This is a genomic window from Spirochaeta cellobiosiphila DSM 17781 (assembly GCF_000426705.1).
Taxonomy (GTDB): domain Bacteria; phylum Spirochaetota; class Spirochaetia; order DSM-17781; family DSM-17781; genus Spirochaeta_E; species Spirochaeta_E cellobiosiphila.
The window spans coordinates 309,679-326,876 of sequence record NZ_KE384556.1; the positions used below are offsets into that span (position 1 = coordinate 309,679).

Genomic DNA, 17,198 nt, shown 5'->3' on the forward strand with positions numbered 1-17,198 from the left:
ACTCCTTAAGCTTCCTTACGTAATTCAACTAATTGCTCTTCACAATTACCAACAAGCTGATATTGCTTATAGATTTCTTTATATACTTCAACCATCTTTGGATCAGGTTTATAGACTTTAGAAAAACCAGCGCTCATTTTATTTTGAGCATCATCCAGATTTGTGAATTTGCCAGCAGCTACAGAGGCAAACATCGCCGCTCCCAAAGCACAAGCTTGATCAGCAGCAGAAACAGAGATATCCATGTCAAGGATATCTGCCACTATCTGCATGACAAGTTCTGCTTTTTGAGAAACACCTCCCAAAGCAATGACCGAATTGATGGGAATTCCTTGACTACGAAATCTATCAACAATGGCTTTAGAACCAAAAGCAGTCGATTCGACAAGAGCCCTATAAATGCGCGGTGCATCCGTACCCAAACTAAGTCCTGTAATAGCCCCTTTCAATCTCTGATCAGCATCAGGGGTTCTTCGACCATTTAACCAATCCAGAGCAATAACCCCACTTTCTTTTGGATTGATTTGATTAGCCTCTTTCTCCAGTGAGGGGATAATATTATCCTCGAGATAGGTTTTTATTTTTTCAGATTCTGTAAAATCATCATTTTGCTCCAATAATGTTAGAGGCCATAGCAGTAGTTTTTTAAACCATGCGTAGACATCACCAAAAGCGGATTGTCCAGCCTCATAGCCTACCAAGCCGGGGAGAACAGATCCATCAACCTGGCCACAAATACCTTCAACCAAAATCTCATCTTTCTTGATGTCCTGAGGAGGTGCAACTAAAATATCACAAGTACTAGTCCCCATGACCTTAGCTAACTGATAAGACCGAACATCAGCACCGACAGCGCCCATATGAGCATCAAAAGCACCAACAGCAATATGACAAGTTTCAGGAACTCCTAATCTTTGAGCCCATTCTAAAGAGATAGAGCCAGCACTTTTATCTGAAGTGTAGGTTTCAGTTCCTAAGGACCTCACAAGAGGTATCAATCGTTCATCTAACTGAGCAAAAAAATCTTCAGATGGATAACCATCAAAATTCTCATTCCATAAGGCCTTGTGTCCTGCAGCGCATCGACTTCGTTTTATCTCTCTCATATCCTTAACACCTGTTAATAAAGCAGGAATCCAATCACAGTGTTCAATGATAGTACTGGCAGCTTTAGCTACCTTGTCATTCTGCCTAATAATATGAAGAGTTTTGGCCCAAAACCATTCAGAACTATAGATACCTCCAACATAAGCTGTAGGATCAATACCATCCCATTTACGGGCCATCTTATTGATTTCTGCTGCTTCATCTACAGAGGAATGATCTTTCCATAAAATAAACAGAGCATCAGGATCATTCTCAAACTCATTAAGTAGTCCTAAGGGGACACCGTCACTATTTGCTAATACAGGAGTAGATCCTGTTGTATCAACACCAATACCAATTATTTCCTCGGCCACAGAAGAAGGACACTGCTTCAAAGCTTCTTTAATCACAGTCTCCATAGATTCTATATAATCTAATGGATGCTGACGAAAAATGTTTTTCGAAGGTTCACAGTATTGTCCTTTGCGCCAACGGGGATAATAGCAAACAGCCTGGGAAAGTAACTCACCAGAGTCAGTGTTTACTATTACAGCCCTAACAGAATCACTACCAAAATCCAATCCAATAACTTTAGCCACTATATTTTCCTTCATCATTTGCGTGTACGTTTACGCTATAATACACCCCCTTTTTTTACCAGTCAAATTAATTTAGGAATGTTAATTTTCTTATTATTTCAGAGGAGATCTATCATGGAATAAACAACAATTAAGTATATATACAAATAAAACATTTCTACTATTGACAGCAAAAATCAAACTCCTTGTATAATAAGATTAGCAAAAATGAGTGACTGCTCACTTTTATAAGGAGAATGTAATGTCCGATTTCTCAATATCCGAATACCATGACACACAGGCAATATACAAGAAGCTATATACCCTTTTAGACCAACCTATTCGCTCCATAAAAAAAGATAAGTTGAAAGAATATATTAGTGAGTATTATGAAAAGAAATGCGCAAAATCCAAAGCCATGACTACCGAAGCTATGAAATACATTCCGGGAGGAGTACAGCATAACCTGGCTTTTAATCATCCCTTCCCATTAGTATTCACGAAAGCAGAAGGGGCTTATCTTGAAGATCTTGATGGAAACACATATATCGACTTTTTACAGGCAGGAGGACCTACTGTTCTAGGTTCAAATCCTATTGATATCAGAGAAAAAGTTATTAACCTTCTTAATACAACAGGGCCTGTTACAGGTCTTTTTCATGAATATGAAATGAAGTTGGCAAAACTAATCTCAGAACATGTACCTTCTGTGGACATGTTCAGAATGCTAGGCTCAGGAACAGAAGCAGATATGGCGGCTATAAGAGTGGCTCGTCTTGCTACAAAAAAGAAAAACATAATCAAAATGGGGGGAGCTTATCATGGATGGTCTGACCAATTAGCTTACGGGATAAGAATACCCGGAACTATGCATATGGAAGCCCATGGTGTTCCACGACATGTTTTCAAATATACTCAGGAGTTTTTCCCAAATGATCTTAAATCACTGGAACGTGTTCTCAGAAGAAATCAACTCCGTGGAGGGACAGCTGCTGTATTAATTGAACCAATAGGACCAGAGTCTGGAACAAGACCTTTAGATTATGATTTTAATATGGGAGTAAGAAAGCTTTGTGATAAATACGGCTCACTCCTTATTTATGATGAAGTGGTAACTGGATTTAGAATCGGAATGAGTGGAGCTCAAGGTTATTTTGGAGTACAACCAGATTTAACAGTATTCGGTAAAGTTGTAGCAGGAGGTTATCCAGCAGCTGGTGGGATTGGTGGTAAAGAACAATATATGAAATATCTGGCAGCAGGCATTCAAGCTGGACATAAAAAGGCCTTGGTTGGTGGTACCATGGCAGCTAACCCTCTTTCTTCCTTAGCGGGATATTACACTCTTAAGAAAATCCACGAAACAAAAGCCTGTGTGACAGCAGGAAAAGCAGGAGATAGACTAACCAAGGGGCTTCAAAAACTTATTGACAAATACGCCCTCCCTTTCGTTGCCTTCAACCAGGGATCCATATGTCATTTGGAATCAGTAGGAACAATCTTACTCCATGTTGATCTAAAAAAACCTTGGAAGATTGCTTCCACCATAAAGGAAGCAAAACTTAGAAAAAACGCAATGGAAGAAATGGGAGCAGCCTATATGGCCGAGGGTATAGTTACTTTAGCAGGTAGTCGCCTTTATACAAATGCAATGCAAACGGATTCCATAATTGACGAGGCTCTTAATCGGTTCGAAAGAGTATTTCAGAATATAGAAGGAGTCTAAAATGACCCTGGCTCAAATAAAACAGTTGTTATGTGATACAGGAGTTCAATTACTTCAAGCTGGGCTTGTTGCCCGTACCTGGGGCAATATTAGTATAAGAATCGATGAGAAATCCTTTGCCATTACTCCAAGCGGCGTTTTCTATAAAGACATAAAGGTAGAACACATTTCTGTAATATCAATAGATGATTTATCATGGACAGGAATGACAAAACCAAGCTCCGAAAAAGGGTTACATGCCAATATATACAAAGAGCATCCGAAGATAAATGCTATCATTCATACTCACCAACCAGCAGCTTCTGCAATAGCAGCTGCCAGATTAGATCTAAATGAAGATACACCATGTGTTCCTTATGCCTTACCCACTACAGCAAAACTGGCTAGAAAAGCAGCTTCACTGTTACGATCCAGAACAGAATGGGTGAACGGAAGTATTCTCTTAGCCAATCATGGTACTATTTGTACAGGATCTACTATTGAACAAGCAGTGAAAGAAGCTCTTGATCTGGAAAATAAGTCCGTACAATTTATCAAATCTTACTCTAATAAACTTCCTAGAACCAATGATATCTATTCTGCCTATCATAAAGCTCAAGAATTGATGAGTCCCTTAAGGGAAGAACTATCTAAAACTTACTCAAATACTGAAGAAAATCCAGAATGGATAAACAAGGTATTTGCCCAAAGACCTGACATCAATACTATCATTTGGTCAAAATGGCCCTATACACAAGCCTATTCTGAAATGGGGAAAAAGCTAATTCCCCTTCTAGATGATATGGCCCAACTTATAGGAATAGAGGCTCCCTACTTTATCGATTCAGATCATATAAAAATAAAAGAACGAAATGCCCTCTTTATCAAAAATAAAGGGGCTCTTTGTCTCGGACCAACCAAATCTGAAAGTCTCGCCATCCAAATGGTCTTAGAAAAATCAGCACGAAGCTATATAGAAGCAAATATTGTTGGTAAAGGACATCCTATTACTCTCTTTGAAAGAATACTGATGCGTTTTATATACAAAACAAAATATAGCAAAATGAGTCAAAAACAATTGGAGAAACAATGATTTATGGTACTCCTCTATTTGACAGAATATCAACTCAGAAAAAAGAACGCATTCTTAGTTATGCAGGAAAAGAGTTCGCCCAAAAAGGTTATGTAGGGGCCAATATTAATGTAATAGCAAAAAACATTGGAATTTCAGTAGGAAGTCTTTATCAGTACTTTGGAACAAAAGAAAATCTATTCCTCGCGACTGTTCATAGAGGAAGACGGGAACTGGAAGTGGTCATTGAAAAAAATGCTATGTTAGAGACGAGTTTCCTTGGCAAGATAGAAAACCTCATTGAAGCAGTACAAGTTCATAGCCGCAGAAATCCTGACTCTATATTGTTATATGCTGAATTAACAGCAGAAGGAAATAATAGCATTGCAGATAGACTCAGTAGTGAAATGGAAACGATAACAGCTAGATACTATACGGAACTCATATCTTATTATCAGAAAAAAGGAATCATAACCAACAAGGGAGAACCTCACTATCTTGCCTTTTTTATTGATAACTTACTACTAACTCTTCAATTCAGCTATGTTAATGCTTATTACAGGGAACGAATGAAAGTCTTCCTTCACAAAGAGAATGTAGATAATGATGAAACACTAAAAGAGGCTCTAACAGAGTTTATTAGCAATTCCCTTGGAGTCACTAATGAATAAACACGTACTCACTTTTGATGTAGGAACCACAGGATTGAAAACCTGTATCTATACCTACAGAAAAGGACTCACACTATCAGCGTCTACAAGCAAAACCTACCCTCTCACCATCCTGGAAGGGGGCAAAGTGGAACAGAATCCCGACATGTGGTGGCAAGCTATTAAAGATACCATTCCGATTGTCCTTAAGAAAGCCAATGTACCCAAAACTGATATAGGAGCCATAGCCTTTTGCTCACAAATGCAAGGCTTAGTGCTTTGTGATGATAAAGGACAAGCCTTACGGCCTGCGATGAGTTATCTTGATACGAGAGCAGAAGAACAGAAAAAACGTTTCATGACAGCCGGACCTCAAGTGGCAGATATTCGTGTAGATGTTCTCCGTGGCTTATGGGTAAATGGAGCTGTGCCTGCCAGTGTTAAGGATCCTATATGGAAATATTTATGGGTTAAAGAAAATGAGCCGGACCTATTTAGTAAAGTCAAATATTGGTTAGATGTAAAGGAATATCTTATATTCCGACTGACAGGTAAAGCTATTATGACCACAGATACCGCTTTTACAACCTTTTTATATGACACTCGTCCCGGACGTTATCAATGGGATAATACACTAATACGAAAATATAAGATAAATAAGGAACACTTACCTCCTGTGGTGGAAACTTCAGCCTGCGTTGGTCAGGTCAAAACCGACATCCTTAATGAGCTTGATCTTAGCGGAGAAATCCAGGTCTTTGGATCTGGAGGAGATGCTTGCTTGATAGGATTAGGAGCAGGCTCTGTTGATCCTGGAGATACCCATGTGTACACAGGGACATCAGGCTGGGTTTCCACCTATTCAGACTCAAGAAAACTGGACATTAATGCCATGATAGCCTCTGTTCCTGCATCAAAGTTGGGGTACTTCAATTTCTTTGCTGAACAAGAAACAGCCGGTAAATGTCTAGAATGGGTTAGAGATCATTTGGCACTAGACGAAATTGACCTCTATCTGGATACAAAAACAGTAGTAGACGATCCAGAAACGATCTACGATAATTTATTCGATTTTCTTGTTGAAGAAATATCAAAAGTCCCACCAGGATCCCACGGAGTCATTTTCACACCATGGTTACATGGCAATAGAAGCCCTGTTGAAGATCCTAATTCAAGGGGTATATTTTTTAATCTAAGTCTGGATACAGGTAAGAGAGCAATGATCAGAGCTGTTGTAGAAGGAATTATATTCAACGAACGATGGCTACTGGAGTCAATTGAGAAAACGACAAAAACCAACAAAGTAATTCGTTATGTAGGAGGTGGAGCACAAAACGCCTATATAGGACAAATGATGGCAGACATCCTTCAACGTCCCATAGAGATTCCTGAACATCCACAATATGCAGGGACAACTGGTGCAGCCATAGTTGCAGCAGTAGGTTTAGGCCTAATCACTGATATTGACAAAGCGGCTAGAGCCTTAAAAGTATCCAATAGATTTGAACCGGATCCTCAGCTTGCCAAAGCCTACGATAAGAACTATGAAGTTTTCAAAAAACTATATGTAGCAAACAAAAAGTTTTTTAAAATTCTAAATCATAAGACATGACTAAAAGAAGCTAAACAGCCCCATCCCCAATACAACAGATAAACCTATTGAGGGAATTGGTTTCCAGTTAAATTTCTTAGACAATACAAATATCAATAGCGCAATTAGTAAAGCAGGAAGGTGTACCCCCAGAGACATCCATGGAGATATCAAATCCCTAATACTTGATAGCCCCTTATATAAAGACAAATTCAATGGCAACTCAGTACTGAACACGGAATTTTCTGCAAAAAAAAGTACAGCAGTACCAATCATACCAATAGAGGCGACTCTCACCCCCTTTATAAAAGGTTTTAATTTACTAGATTGTCCCAGATACTTTGAAGCCTTAAGCAATATAAACAAATAAATCATAGGAGGAATAGCCAAACTCAATGAAGCAATAATAGCCCCAAAAATTCCTCCTGTTAATTTACCAGTATAGGTAGCCGTATTCATAGCAATAGGGCCAGGAGTCATCTGTGAAACAGCAACAATATTGGCAAAATCTTCAGGAGTAACCCATCCCCTGCTAACAACTTCCTGAAGAAATAAAGATATCATAGCATAACCACCACCATAAGTTACGGCGCCGATTTTGCCAAAGACCCAAATTAACTGAAGATAAATGGTCATTTTGTTTCCTCATTTCTAAAGAAAACAAAGCCCAATATTCCTGATATAAGAATAACCAGAATAGGATGAATGCCAAAGGTCTCTACAGCAATAAAAGCTAAGGCGGCTAATAAAAGTTCCTTCCAGGAATGAATTACTTTTTTACCAAGCTTAATTAACATGACTAACATGATAGCCGTCACTCCTGCTCTCACCCCTGTGAAGGCATAATCTACAAGAACAAGACTACTCAATCTTTGGATGATTTCCGCTAGGGCTGTAATAATAATAACCGATGGGGTTAATACGGCAAGAACAGAAACAAGAGATCCCATTATACCTGCTACCCAATAACCAATGAGCAAAGAACTATTGATAGCAATCACACCAGGCATAGATTGAGTTAAGGCATACACATCTAGCATTTGCTTAGGGTCCAGGAGTTGCTTCTTATGAACAAACTCCTCCTCCATAAGGGGCAACATAACCATTCCCCCTCCAAGTGTGAAACCTGATATTTTAAAAAAAGAGAAATATAAAGAGGTAAGAGCCTTAATATCCACTAACCAGTGACCTTACATTGTATTCAATGACATCAGAAAGGGTTTTTGTCCCCTCTATCCCAGGAAATCGGATCCAACTTATATACCCCGTTCCTGGAAGATCTGCCAACAAGACTTTCCCAACAGGATAATTAGAATCATCAATGATATACTTAGCATTGGTTTGAGACATTCCCTGGAGCTGTTGAGCGGTTAATTTATCAGGGCCAAAGAGACCAATCACATTTAATCCTAATTCATTAGCCAAAGCTTGGTACTTTACATTAACAAGAACTGGATCTCTGATAATGGATTGTTGGGATAAGGTCTGCTTAGCTTTACTATAGACTGTCTGAATTTCTTCAATGGAAATACGAGCCTGTTTTTCCGATCCAAAAACATGAGCTATAGATAATAGAGACTCTTTTATTGTATCAATAGACAAATCTGTTTTTATAGGTATCACATAATTAACTTTTGTACCTGTCGTTATCTGCTTAACCATAGCCTCATAACCGGAAAAGATTAGATAATCCGATTGACTAATACTTTTGAGATCCTTCCCTGTAAGCTTATACTCAGCAGGATTTTGACTATCCACAGGCGCTAAACACTTCACAGCTCTCACACCAGCAGCTAGGGCGAAGGCCTGGGTCAAAGAGGTCGATGCCAATATATCCTGTGCAATGAGTGGCATATTCAACAGTATATACACCAATACGATGCCCTTGAATTTCATATATATTCCTTATTATTCAAATAACTAAAAAATTGCCTACATACTATAGACAATATGAAAAGAAAGGCCAATTAGTCTTTTCATATAGTATAAGTTTGACTATATTATGGCCATGTTTTCCTTACAAGATAATACAGATAGCGATCTCAATTATGATCTATTGAAGAAACAGACCAAGGCTCTCACAGAAGGGATAGGTTCTGCCCTAGCTAACTTAAGCAATATATCATCCCTACTATACCACGCATTACCAATGGTAAACTGGGTAGGGTTCTACCTAAAACCAGAGACATCTGAGAACCTGACTCTAGGCCCCTTCCAGGGAAAGCCAGCTTGTATTGAGATCCCCTTTGGGGTAGGGGTGTGTGGTACTGCCGTTAAAGAAGACAAAACCATGCGTATCGATGATGTCCATAGTTTCCCAGGTCATATAGCCTGTGATAGTGATAGCCGTTCAGAACTGGTAATTCCTATTAAGATAGATAACAAAATTATTGGAGTTCTGGATATCGATAGTCCCCAAGAATCACGATTCACCCCAGAGGATCAAGAAAATATGGAGGATATATGTATGATTCTAAGGGAAGCCCTTAAAAGGGGTAACATAAAATCCTTAATAAACTCTATCTAACTTTTTTTGAGCCCTGTGAAGATAAAAAGTCAACAAGGGCGTCTCTTTCAGATAATCCCGACCACTGGCGTACCAGTTTAATATCCAGTTAATCGATGTCGAAATACTGGATCTAAGATAATGCCTATAAAATTCTAGATATTCTTCATTAGCATACTCGTTCTTAATACGCGAAAAACCTAAACCTAACTGGTCCATAGAGGCTAATCGATAAGAAGCAGATAACCTCTGGCCGTACTTACTTTGGCTCCACTTATCCCCCTCTTTTGCTGCTCTAAATACACGGTCCACATCTTCTTTTTCCAAATCTAAAGGATAATCGTCCGATTCATTCAATAAATTATACAAAAGTATATTACGCCAGTGCTTATTCCAGGTTTGAAGCCATACTTGTTTGCTTTTGACTCCCGATATGATAGCGCCCTTGTTAAAAATGCGGGAAACACCGGCGATATCCTTATCAACATAGACTTCCAAAGGGAATAACTTGTTATTTTTTTTATATAGCCAGAAATGAACTGTATTCTTGTCTTGATAAAGAGGGAAAAGACTAACCATTGAATGCTCTTTTTTCTGTCCTGATATATAGGAATTATAGAGAATAGTCATATGCCCCGATAAGTTGTGTTGCGAAATATCTTGATTCTTATTAGCGATAATAAGGTCATAACCTTCATTTTCAGCGATTGTCAGTATTGGCAGGAATATACGGAGTTCTTCATTATTATAGTCATTGACTAAAAGAATACCCTCTTCTCTTAACGTATTCCTTTCCCTGGGATCAACAAACAAAGCTACATCTTCACCAACAGATTTCAAATAAGCAGCCCAGAACAGAGATTCTACCCACGTACCAATAACTAGAACACGCAATATATCCTCCTTATCCTTGATATTATATACCTAAAATTATTTTTTATATTTCCACTATCGTTCTAACAAATTTAACCATTAGTTCTATTCGAATAAGGCCTCACTGAGGATAATATGAGCTTAGTTAAAAAAAAACAACAATTAAAAGTTTTTATATAAAAGTGTGAATTAATAAAACGAAGACAAAATATATTGGGAATGAATTAAAAATAGTTATATATAAAAATCTATGATGCAATTAATAAAAAAAGGGGGGGGAGCGCTTTCACGCTCCCATTTTTTTTTTGCCCTTTTCTTATATTACTATCCTTGAGATCTATTGAAGGCACTAACCAAAGCAAGAAGAGAAGCAGCAGTACTATCCGTATTTCTTCCTGCTCCCCAGAAAGTTCTCCCCATATTGTCTTTTATCTGAATGTAAGCAGCAGCTTCTGTTTCAGTTCCACCACCTATAGATTGTTCGCTGAAGTTCTCGATTTGAAAACCATTCCAGTGATGTACATGCATAGCTTGAATAAAAGCACTCAAAGGACCATTACCTTCTCCTTGGATTTCAAAAATCTCTCCCTTGAACTCAGTCTTTGCTTTGCAAGCCACTTTATCCCCTACAGAAGAGGTAATATCATAACTAAGGATACGGAAGGGTTCTTGCTTATTAACAAATTCTTTAGAGAAAATCTCATATATTTCTTGTGGTTTTAACTCTTTAACAAGAGAATCTGATACGGCATTAACGACCTTACCCACAGAAGGATGCATCGCTTTAGGTAATTTGAGGGCAAATTCCCTATCCAATATGTAGGAAACTCCCCCTTTTCCACTTTGAGAATTGATACGAATAATAGCTTCATAGCTCTTACCAATATCACGTGGATCAATAGGAAGATAAGGAACTTCCCAATGAATCATAGAGTCCTGTTCCATCCTATCCATTCCCTTCTTGATGGCATCTTGATGACTACCAGAAAAAGCTGTAAAAACTAATTCCCCTGCATAGGGATGCCGCGGGTGAATGGTCATGTTAGTACATTCCTCATAAATAGCTTCCACCTTGGATAGTTCATGAAAGTCTAGTTCTGGATCAATACCTTGGCTAAACATATTCAAAGCAACTGTTACAATATCAAGATTACCCGTTCGTTCTCCATTACCAAACAAAGTCCCTTCGACCCTATCAGCACCAGCCATCAAAGCTAATTCAGTTGCGGCTACTCCTGTTCCTCTATCGTTGTGGGTATGCAAACTTAAGATGACCTGGTCACGACGTTTTAAGCTCTTATGAAACCATTCAATCTGATCAGCATAGATATTAGGTGTGGACATCTCAACAGTTGCAGGGAGATTAATAATAACTGGACCTCGTTTATCAGGATTCCAGACATCAATAACAGACTCACAAACATCTAACGCATAATCGAGTTCCGTTCCTGTAAAGCTTTCAGGACTATATTCAAGCCGAATATCTGTACCTTCCACTTCACCCAACAAATCTGCCACTAACTTAGTTCCCTCAATGGCAATAGTTTTGATCTCTTCTTTAGACTTATTAAAAGTAACCTTCCGTTGAAGAGTGCTAGTTGAATTATATAAATGAAGTATTGCTTTTTTGACACCCTTTAAGGATTCAAAAGTTCGTCTAATCAAATGCTCCCTTGCTTGCGTTAAAACCTGAAGAGTCACACCATCGGGAATACGGTTCTCATCTACTAATCGCCTTATAAAGTCAAATTCGATCTGACTAGCAGAAGGAAATCCCACTTCGATTTCCTTGAAACCTAATTCTACGAGGAGGTCAAACATCTTCAGCTTCTGATCAACATTCATAGGAACAGCCAGGGCCTGATTCCCATCACGAAGATCTACACTACACCAAATGGGTGCTTTTTCAATCACTTTGTCAGGCCAGTCTCTACTGTCTAATTTAACCTGAGGGTAAGCTTGGTATTTTGACATTTTGTCCTCCTGTAAAAAAAAACCCGCTTCCTGGCAAGCCAGAAGCGGGTTTGATAATCTTGGTTACACTTAAAATTAAAAGCTCACCTGTACATCATCCCCGCTCTGCCAGAGCAGTAAAAGGCCGAGAAGATTAAGGTTTAATAAAAATTGAGCTTTGTTCACACAACTAATTTGCAGATTTCTTTAAAAAAAATCAAGCCTTTTTTGTGATACTTAAGGTGTTATTACAGAATAAAGCAGCTAATCCTCTAATGGATAAGGAAATGCCCTGCCTAATGCATCATGAAGAATATACCATCGCCCACTAATCTCCCAATCCCCGGTAAGAGGAATACGCCCCCCCCCATCGGGCATATCAACGGCATAGGTAGGGACAGACAAAGCACTCATTTCTTTACGAAGAGCTTTTGTTAATCCTACCCCCTTGTCCAGAGACACCCGAAAATGACTGGTTCCAATGGCTAAATCCGGCTGTAATAAATAACCTGCGGCAATACCACAACTCACCAACCCACGATATAAATCTCTTAATGTCACAAAATTATCATTTACTCCCTTCAGTAATACGGCCTGATTGATGATAGGAATACCCGAATCTATGAGGAGTTTAATGCTATCTCGACTTTCCTGAGTCAATTCTCTAGGGTGGTTAAATTGAACAGTAAACCACAGAGGGGAGTACTTTTTAAGGATTTTCACTAATCTTGCGGTTACCCTACTGGGGAGAACAACGGGCATTCTGGTGGATATGCGAAACACAATATCCTGACGTCTCTCTTTGACTTTTAATAATAGATAATCAAGAAGGGGATCACTCAACATAAGAGGATCACCGCCGGTAATCAAGATCTCCTTTACCTCTTTGTGACTAGCTAAATACATCGCAATTTGATCCGTCTGATACCGGGTAATCATTCCCTGTGATTGCCCAAGAAATGATCTTCTAAAACAATGGCGGCAATAAGTAGGACACTGGTCAGTTGTCAAAATAATAGCCCGTGAGGGGTAGCGATGAATGAACCGGGGTAAGGGATGATGTTTTTCTTCCATAAGGGGATCACTAGATTCATAACTTAGAAAGTTCAATTCTTTTACAGAAGGAACAAATTGTTTTCTTATAGGATCAGAAGGATCTTTTTTTGCCAGCTCCATATAATAGGGACTAACACCAACAGGGAGATGAGGATTCTGATGTGCTTCTTTAAAAAACTGCTCTTCATCAGAAGATAACTCGAACTTTTCATCTAAAATTTTATTGATTCGGCTATAGTCCATAGTATTTTGTTATCACTAATAGCCTATTAAAAGCAAGAGTCCCAAGTATAGCCTATATAGAGCTTTTATCTTTTCAGGATGGTAAAATTTCATTACCTTTACTTTGAGTAACCAAACATAAGGGAATATTACAATGGAACCAGACCTGAACCTAACAGAACTAATCTCTAATATCCTGAGGACCTACGACGAAATCGGAGGTATCAACCACTTAAAAGGACCAAATCTACCTAGTCGAGAAAGTATCTACAGCATCATTGAAGATTTAGAGTCCTTAGTCTTTCCTGGTTTCAAGCAAGAAGTTCAACTTGATGCTGGAGCTATTCCTTATTTTACAACATCCCGTGTGGCCAAAGCTGCTGGGAGTTTGATGCGGGAAATAAAAAAAAGCCTTTTCTTTAAACACCGTGATGAAAAAAATCCTCCTTCCCGTGAGGATCTATGTAAACTATCGCGAATTATAACCTGTGAATTTATGAACACCCTACCTAGCTTAAGACAGCGGATCCATACAGATGTTTATGCAGCCTTCCAAGGAGATCCTGCGGCGAAAAGTATTGAGGAAGTCATACTAAGTTATCCTGGTATTGAAGCAATCATGGTATATCGCCTGGCACACGAACTCTATCTTAAGCAAGTTCCCCTCATACCAAGAATGATGAGTGAGATCATTCATGGCAAAACAGGAATTGATATACATCCTGGAGCACAGATAGGAGAAGCCTTCTTCATTGATCATGGAACGGGAGTCGTTATAGGAGAAACATCACGTATTGGTAATAATGTCAAAATATACCAAGGGGTGACCCTGGGAGCTCTCAGTGTTAAGAAAAATGAAGCGGATGTAAAACGTCACCCTACTATTGAGGACAATGTAACCATCTATGCGGGGGCCACAATACTAGGGGGGGATACGATTATAGGAGCAGATTCAACCATAGGAGGAAATGTTTGGTTAGTAACCTCCGTCCCCCATCATAGCAAAATATATAATCAACCCATTGAATATGTCATCCGTCGAGATACCTACGAAGAACCTGATTTCCAGATATAATAGAGGCTTCCCATTCGGGGAGCTTTTTGAATCACATCCATAATAAGCTGTTCTGACACAGATTTAAGGAAATGAGAAATTAATGTGCCAGAATAGACACCTATAAATGTTACATCATTACAACACCTCAAAAAGAGGAATATTAACAAAGGGAATCCTTTGATCATTTATAGGAGACAAAATGAAAAAAAGCAAAGGCTTACTGTTCGCCTTATTAGTACTATCACTCTCCCTTTTCATGGGATGTGAGACAACAAAAAGGGAAGAACCTTCGGGCATTACTCGACAAGAGATACAGGACATTATCAGTCAAGCTCAAGATATACAGACACCAAGGGGTATCAATGAACGAAAAGAGATCGAGATCGGCGGCATCAAACAATGGATATCAGTTCGAGGTCGGGATCGCAGAAACCCAGTACTCCTTTTCATACATGGTGGACCAGGAACTACGGAGATGCCTGTAAGCTGGTTTTATCAGGCCCCTTTGGAAGATTACTTCACTGTAGTCCAGTGGGATCAAAGGGGGGGAGGAAAGTCTGTGGGGTCCAATGATCAAGCAGCAGTAATCCCAACAATCACCTATGAACGTATGATTAATGATGGAGAAGAGGTCCTTTCCTATCTACAAAAGGAATATGGAAAAGAAAAGATCTTCGTTCTCGGTCATTCCTGGGGAACTCTTATTGGACTGGAATTAGCCCTAAGACATCCCGATAGTCTGTATGCTTATATTGGAATGGGACAGGTTCTCTCAACACATGAGAATGAAGTCCTGGGCTATCAATTTGCCTTGGAAGAAGCACGTCGGAATAATAATGAAAAGGCTATTCAAGAACTTGAGTCTATCGCCCCCTACCCCGAAGAGGATGGATCACTGGCGGTACAAGAGGTTCTTATTCAAAGATATTGGGTATCATTCTATGGCGGTATGACATGGGGACGTACAAATCTAGATTATGAATATAATCTTCGTCTTCTGTCGCCGGATTATACTGATAAGGATCTGGAAGCAGACAATGAAGCGGTCAATGTTGTTTTAAAATTGCTCCCTCAATTAGTTGATATAGACTATAGGGACATAACAAAACTTGATGTTCCCCTGTTTCTCTTTTCCGGGCGCCACGATTATGCAGTACCGTCTGCTATATCTGCCAAATGGTTTGAAGAGCTACAGGCGCCAGACAAAAAACTTGTCTGGTTTGAACATTCAGCTCACATGATGCCTATGGAACAGCCAGGTAAATTTCTCTTACACTTAATCCAGGATGTCAGACCGATTGCTGTCAAGGCTGGAGATGCGGCTCCAGAAGATACACCAGGGCTGAAATAGTTTTTCTTATCAATCAAGGTTAAAGATCAGGAAACTGTTTCTTTAACCTTGACTTCTTGTAGGCCTAAGGAAGTTAATCCAAAAAGGAGAGAATAGATTCTCCTTTCGGACAAGTACTCTGAATACCTTTCAACGCTGCTAAATTCTTCCATAAGGAAGCAATCCCCCCTTCGATCTCATCAATCTTCTCTTGTAATGTTCTTTCAAAATCACGGAAAGTCATGGATCCAGACATGATACCATCCAGGAAAGTCTTAATTTCCCTCAAGGTGAAACCCAAATCTTTAGAGCGTTTAATCACTTGTACGGTAGCAACATAACGTTCAGAATAGTCTCTATAACTGTTTGGCCCTCGTTCAACCTCCCCTAATAGTCCCAACTTCTCGTAATAACGCAAAGTATCTTTGGATACACCTGCCTTCTGTGCTAGTTCACCAATATTCATCTAAAAACCTCTTTACCCTGGAGTATACTCCACTGTTTATCTTATTTTCAAATAGTAAGTCTCATACTGGAGACACAGGAGAAAATATGGAAGCTATTGTATTTGGGGCCAGCGGTTTTATAGGAAGCCATGTAGCCCAGCAATTAAAAGAAGTCGGATATCATGTCACCGGAATTATTAGAAAAAGCAGTGACAGTCATTTTCTGGAAACCCTCGGTATCACCATTGAAAGGCTAGATTTTTCTTCAGACGATCAACTGTTTCAGAGTATGAGGAAAAAGGCTCTGGTCTACAACTGCATAGCAGCAGTAACGGCCACAGATGAGGCAATCCTACGAGAGACAGAAATAGAATTGCCTCGCCGTATCATAAGGGCCGCAGCCAAAGGAGGAGTTGCTGGATATATTCAGCTGAGCTCCATCATCGCCTACGGGCCCCACATGCCTGACAGCCCTCTCAATGAAAACTTCACACCCCGCCCCAAAGATTTGCTTGATAGAATATCATGGGAACGGGAACTCGCAGTGAAAGAAGAATGTCATAAGAGAAACGTACCCTTTGTTATCCTTGAACCGGTCACGACTATTGGCTCAAGAGATAAGCACTCCGCACTACACCAGCTTTTCCTCGGACACAAAAAGGGGGAGTTCCCCCTTGTGAAGGATGGTGAAAGCAGAATGTCAGGAATCGATACAAGAGATATAGGTAGAGCGATGGCATGGATAGGCGATAATATGGATATTCTCAAAGGAGAAACCCTGATCACAAAGGGGTATGATTTTCAATGGAAAGAGCTGAAATCTCTTTTGGACGAATTCTGGGGAATAAAGGCAAAAGAAGGAAAATTGAATTTTCACTTGCTCTATCCTTTAAGCTTTCTTCTAGAGAAAATCATGAAGAATCCCCCTGTCACAAGAGCACTGCTTCTGGCCCTCGGCAAAAATAAGATCTACGATGATACTAAGATACGGAATCTGGGGTTCAAAACTATTTACACAGTCCAAGACTCTCTCAAGTACGCCTTGAATACGATTAATTAAACCGACTTATCCC

16 protein-coding genes are annotated in these 17,198 nt (G+C 39.4%); 8 read left to right on the plus strand and 8 right to left on the minus strand.

Features of this window, described 5'->3' with window-relative positions:
• Positions 1–5 precede the first annotated feature (5 nt).
• The gene (locus tag K345_RS0114060) at positions 6–1,685 is read right to left on the minus strand and encodes a ribulokinase (RefSeq protein WP_245584631.1); all 1,680 of its coding nucleotides are present in this window, start codon (positions 1,683–1,685) and stop codon (positions 6–8) included.
• A 241-nt stretch (positions 1,686–1,926) separates the two neighbouring features.
• On the opposite strand from K345_RS0114060, the gene K345_RS0114065 reads away from it, so the two are divergent.
• From K345_RS0114065 to K345_RS0114080, 4 genes are read left to right on the plus strand one after another with little or no spacing between them, the layout of a single operon-like run.
• Entirely contained in the window at positions 1,927–3,390 is a 1,464-nt protein-coding gene (locus tag K345_RS0114065; RefSeq protein WP_028974709.1) for an aspartate aminotransferase family protein, read from the plus strand.
• A 1-nt stretch (position 3,391) separates the two neighbouring features.
• Positions 3,392–4,462, plus strand: a complete 1,071-nt coding sequence (locus K345_RS22465; RefSeq protein ID WP_053228327.1) for a class II aldolase/adducin family protein — start codon at positions 3,392–3,394, stop codon at positions 4,460–4,462.
• Positions 4,459–5,112, plus strand: a complete 654-nt coding sequence (locus tag K345_RS0114075) for a TetR/AcrR family transcriptional regulator (protein ID WP_028974710.1) — start codon at positions 4,459–4,461, stop codon at positions 5,110–5,112. Before K345_RS22465 ends, K345_RS0114075 begins: the two co-directional genes overlap by 4 nt.
• On the plus strand, positions 5,105–6,703 hold the full coding sequence (locus tag K345_RS0114080) for a xylulokinase (RefSeq protein ID WP_037572483.1): 1,599 nt from the start codon (positions 5,105–5,107) through the stop codon (positions 6,701–6,703). Before K345_RS0114075 ends, K345_RS0114080 begins: the two co-directional genes overlap by 8 nt.
• On the opposite strand, the gene K345_RS22470 is transcribed toward K345_RS0114080, so the two are convergent.
• The 3 genes from K345_RS22470 to K345_RS0114095 are packed head-to-tail and all read right to left on the minus strand — an operon-like array spanning position 6,704 to position 8,578.
• Positions 6,704–7,318, minus strand: a complete 615-nt coding sequence (locus K345_RS22470; RefSeq protein WP_053228328.1) for a chromate transporter — start codon at positions 7,316–7,318, stop codon at positions 6,704–6,706. It abuts the gene before it with no gap.
• Positions 7,315–7,860 carry a chromate transporter gene (locus K345_RS0114090; RefSeq protein ID WP_028974712.1) on the minus strand — a complete coding sequence of 182 codons (546 nt, stop codon included), beginning with the start codon at positions 7,858–7,860 and terminating at the stop codon, positions 7,315–7,317. The genes K345_RS22470 and K345_RS0114090 overlap by 4 nt, the downstream gene beginning before the upstream one ends.
• Positions 7,850–8,578, minus strand: coding sequence for a hypothetical protein (locus tag K345_RS0114095; RefSeq protein ID WP_028974713.1), 729 nt, complete (start codon positions 8,576–8,578; stop codon positions 7,850–7,852). The genes K345_RS0114090 and K345_RS0114095 overlap by 11 nt, the downstream gene beginning before the upstream one ends.
• Positions 8,579–8,690: 112 nt before the next feature.
• Between K345_RS0114095 and K345_RS0114100 the strand changes: the two genes are divergently transcribed.
• A complete protein-coding gene (locus K345_RS0114100; RefSeq protein ID WP_028974714.1) occupies positions 8,691–9,209 on the plus strand; it encodes a GAF domain-containing protein in 519 nt (172 codons plus the stop codon).
• Here the strand turns inward: K345_RS0114100 and K345_RS0114105 are convergent.
• The 3 genes from K345_RS0114105 to K345_RS21200 all read right to left on the minus strand — a co-directional run bounded on the left by K345_RS0114105 (position 9,192) and on the right by K345_RS21200 (position 13,313).
• Positions 9,192–10,082, minus strand: coding sequence for a ketopantoate reductase family protein (locus K345_RS0114105; RefSeq protein WP_028974715.1), 891 nt, complete (start codon positions 10,080–10,082; stop codon positions 9,192–9,194). The genes K345_RS0114100 and K345_RS0114105 overlap by 18 nt on opposite strands.
• A 303-nt stretch (positions 10,083–10,385) precedes the next feature.
• Positions 10,386–12,035 carry a 2-isopropylmalate synthase gene (leuA, locus tag K345_RS0114110; RefSeq protein WP_028974716.1) on the minus strand — a complete coding sequence of 550 codons (1,650 nt, stop codon included), beginning with the start codon at positions 12,033–12,035 and terminating at the stop codon, positions 10,386–10,388.
• Between the two features lie 243 nt (positions 12,036–12,278).
• The gene (locus K345_RS21200) at positions 12,279–13,313 is read right to left on the minus strand and encodes a KamA family radical SAM protein (RefSeq protein WP_028974717.1); all 1,035 of its coding nucleotides are present in this window, start codon (positions 13,311–13,313) and stop codon (positions 12,279–12,281) included.
• Positions 13,314–13,446: 133 nt separating this feature from the next.
• On the opposite strand from K345_RS21200, the gene epsC reads away from it, so the two are divergent.
• Together epsC and K345_RS0114125 are read left to right on the plus strand one after the other, a co-directional pair.
• Positions 13,447–14,367: a serine O-acetyltransferase EpsC gene (epsC, locus tag K345_RS0114120; RefSeq protein ID WP_028974718.1), complete on the plus strand. Its 921-nt coding sequence runs from the start codon at positions 13,447–13,449 to the stop codon at positions 14,365–14,367.
• A 181-nt stretch (positions 14,368–14,548) separates the two neighbouring features.
• A complete protein-coding gene (locus K345_RS0114125; RefSeq protein WP_028974719.1) occupies positions 14,549–15,700 on the plus strand; it encodes an alpha/beta fold hydrolase in 1,152 nt (383 codons plus the stop codon).
• Between the two features lie 73 nt (positions 15,701–15,773).
• Here the strand turns inward: K345_RS0114125 and K345_RS0114130 are convergent, their stop codons facing one another.
• Positions 15,774–16,145, minus strand: coding sequence for a MerR family transcriptional regulator (locus tag K345_RS0114130; protein WP_028974720.1), 372 nt, complete (start codon positions 16,143–16,145; stop codon positions 15,774–15,776).
• A gap of 86 nt (positions 16,146–16,231) precedes the next feature.
• Here K345_RS0114130 and K345_RS0114135 point away from each other — a divergent pair, with 86 nt between their 5' ends.
• The gene (locus tag K345_RS0114135; protein ID WP_028974721.1) at positions 16,232–17,185 is read left to right on the plus strand and encodes an NAD-dependent epimerase/dehydratase family protein; all 954 of its coding nucleotides are present in this window, start codon (positions 16,232–16,234) and stop codon (positions 17,183–17,185) included.
• The last annotated feature ends 13 nt before the right edge of the window (positions 17,186–17,198 follow it).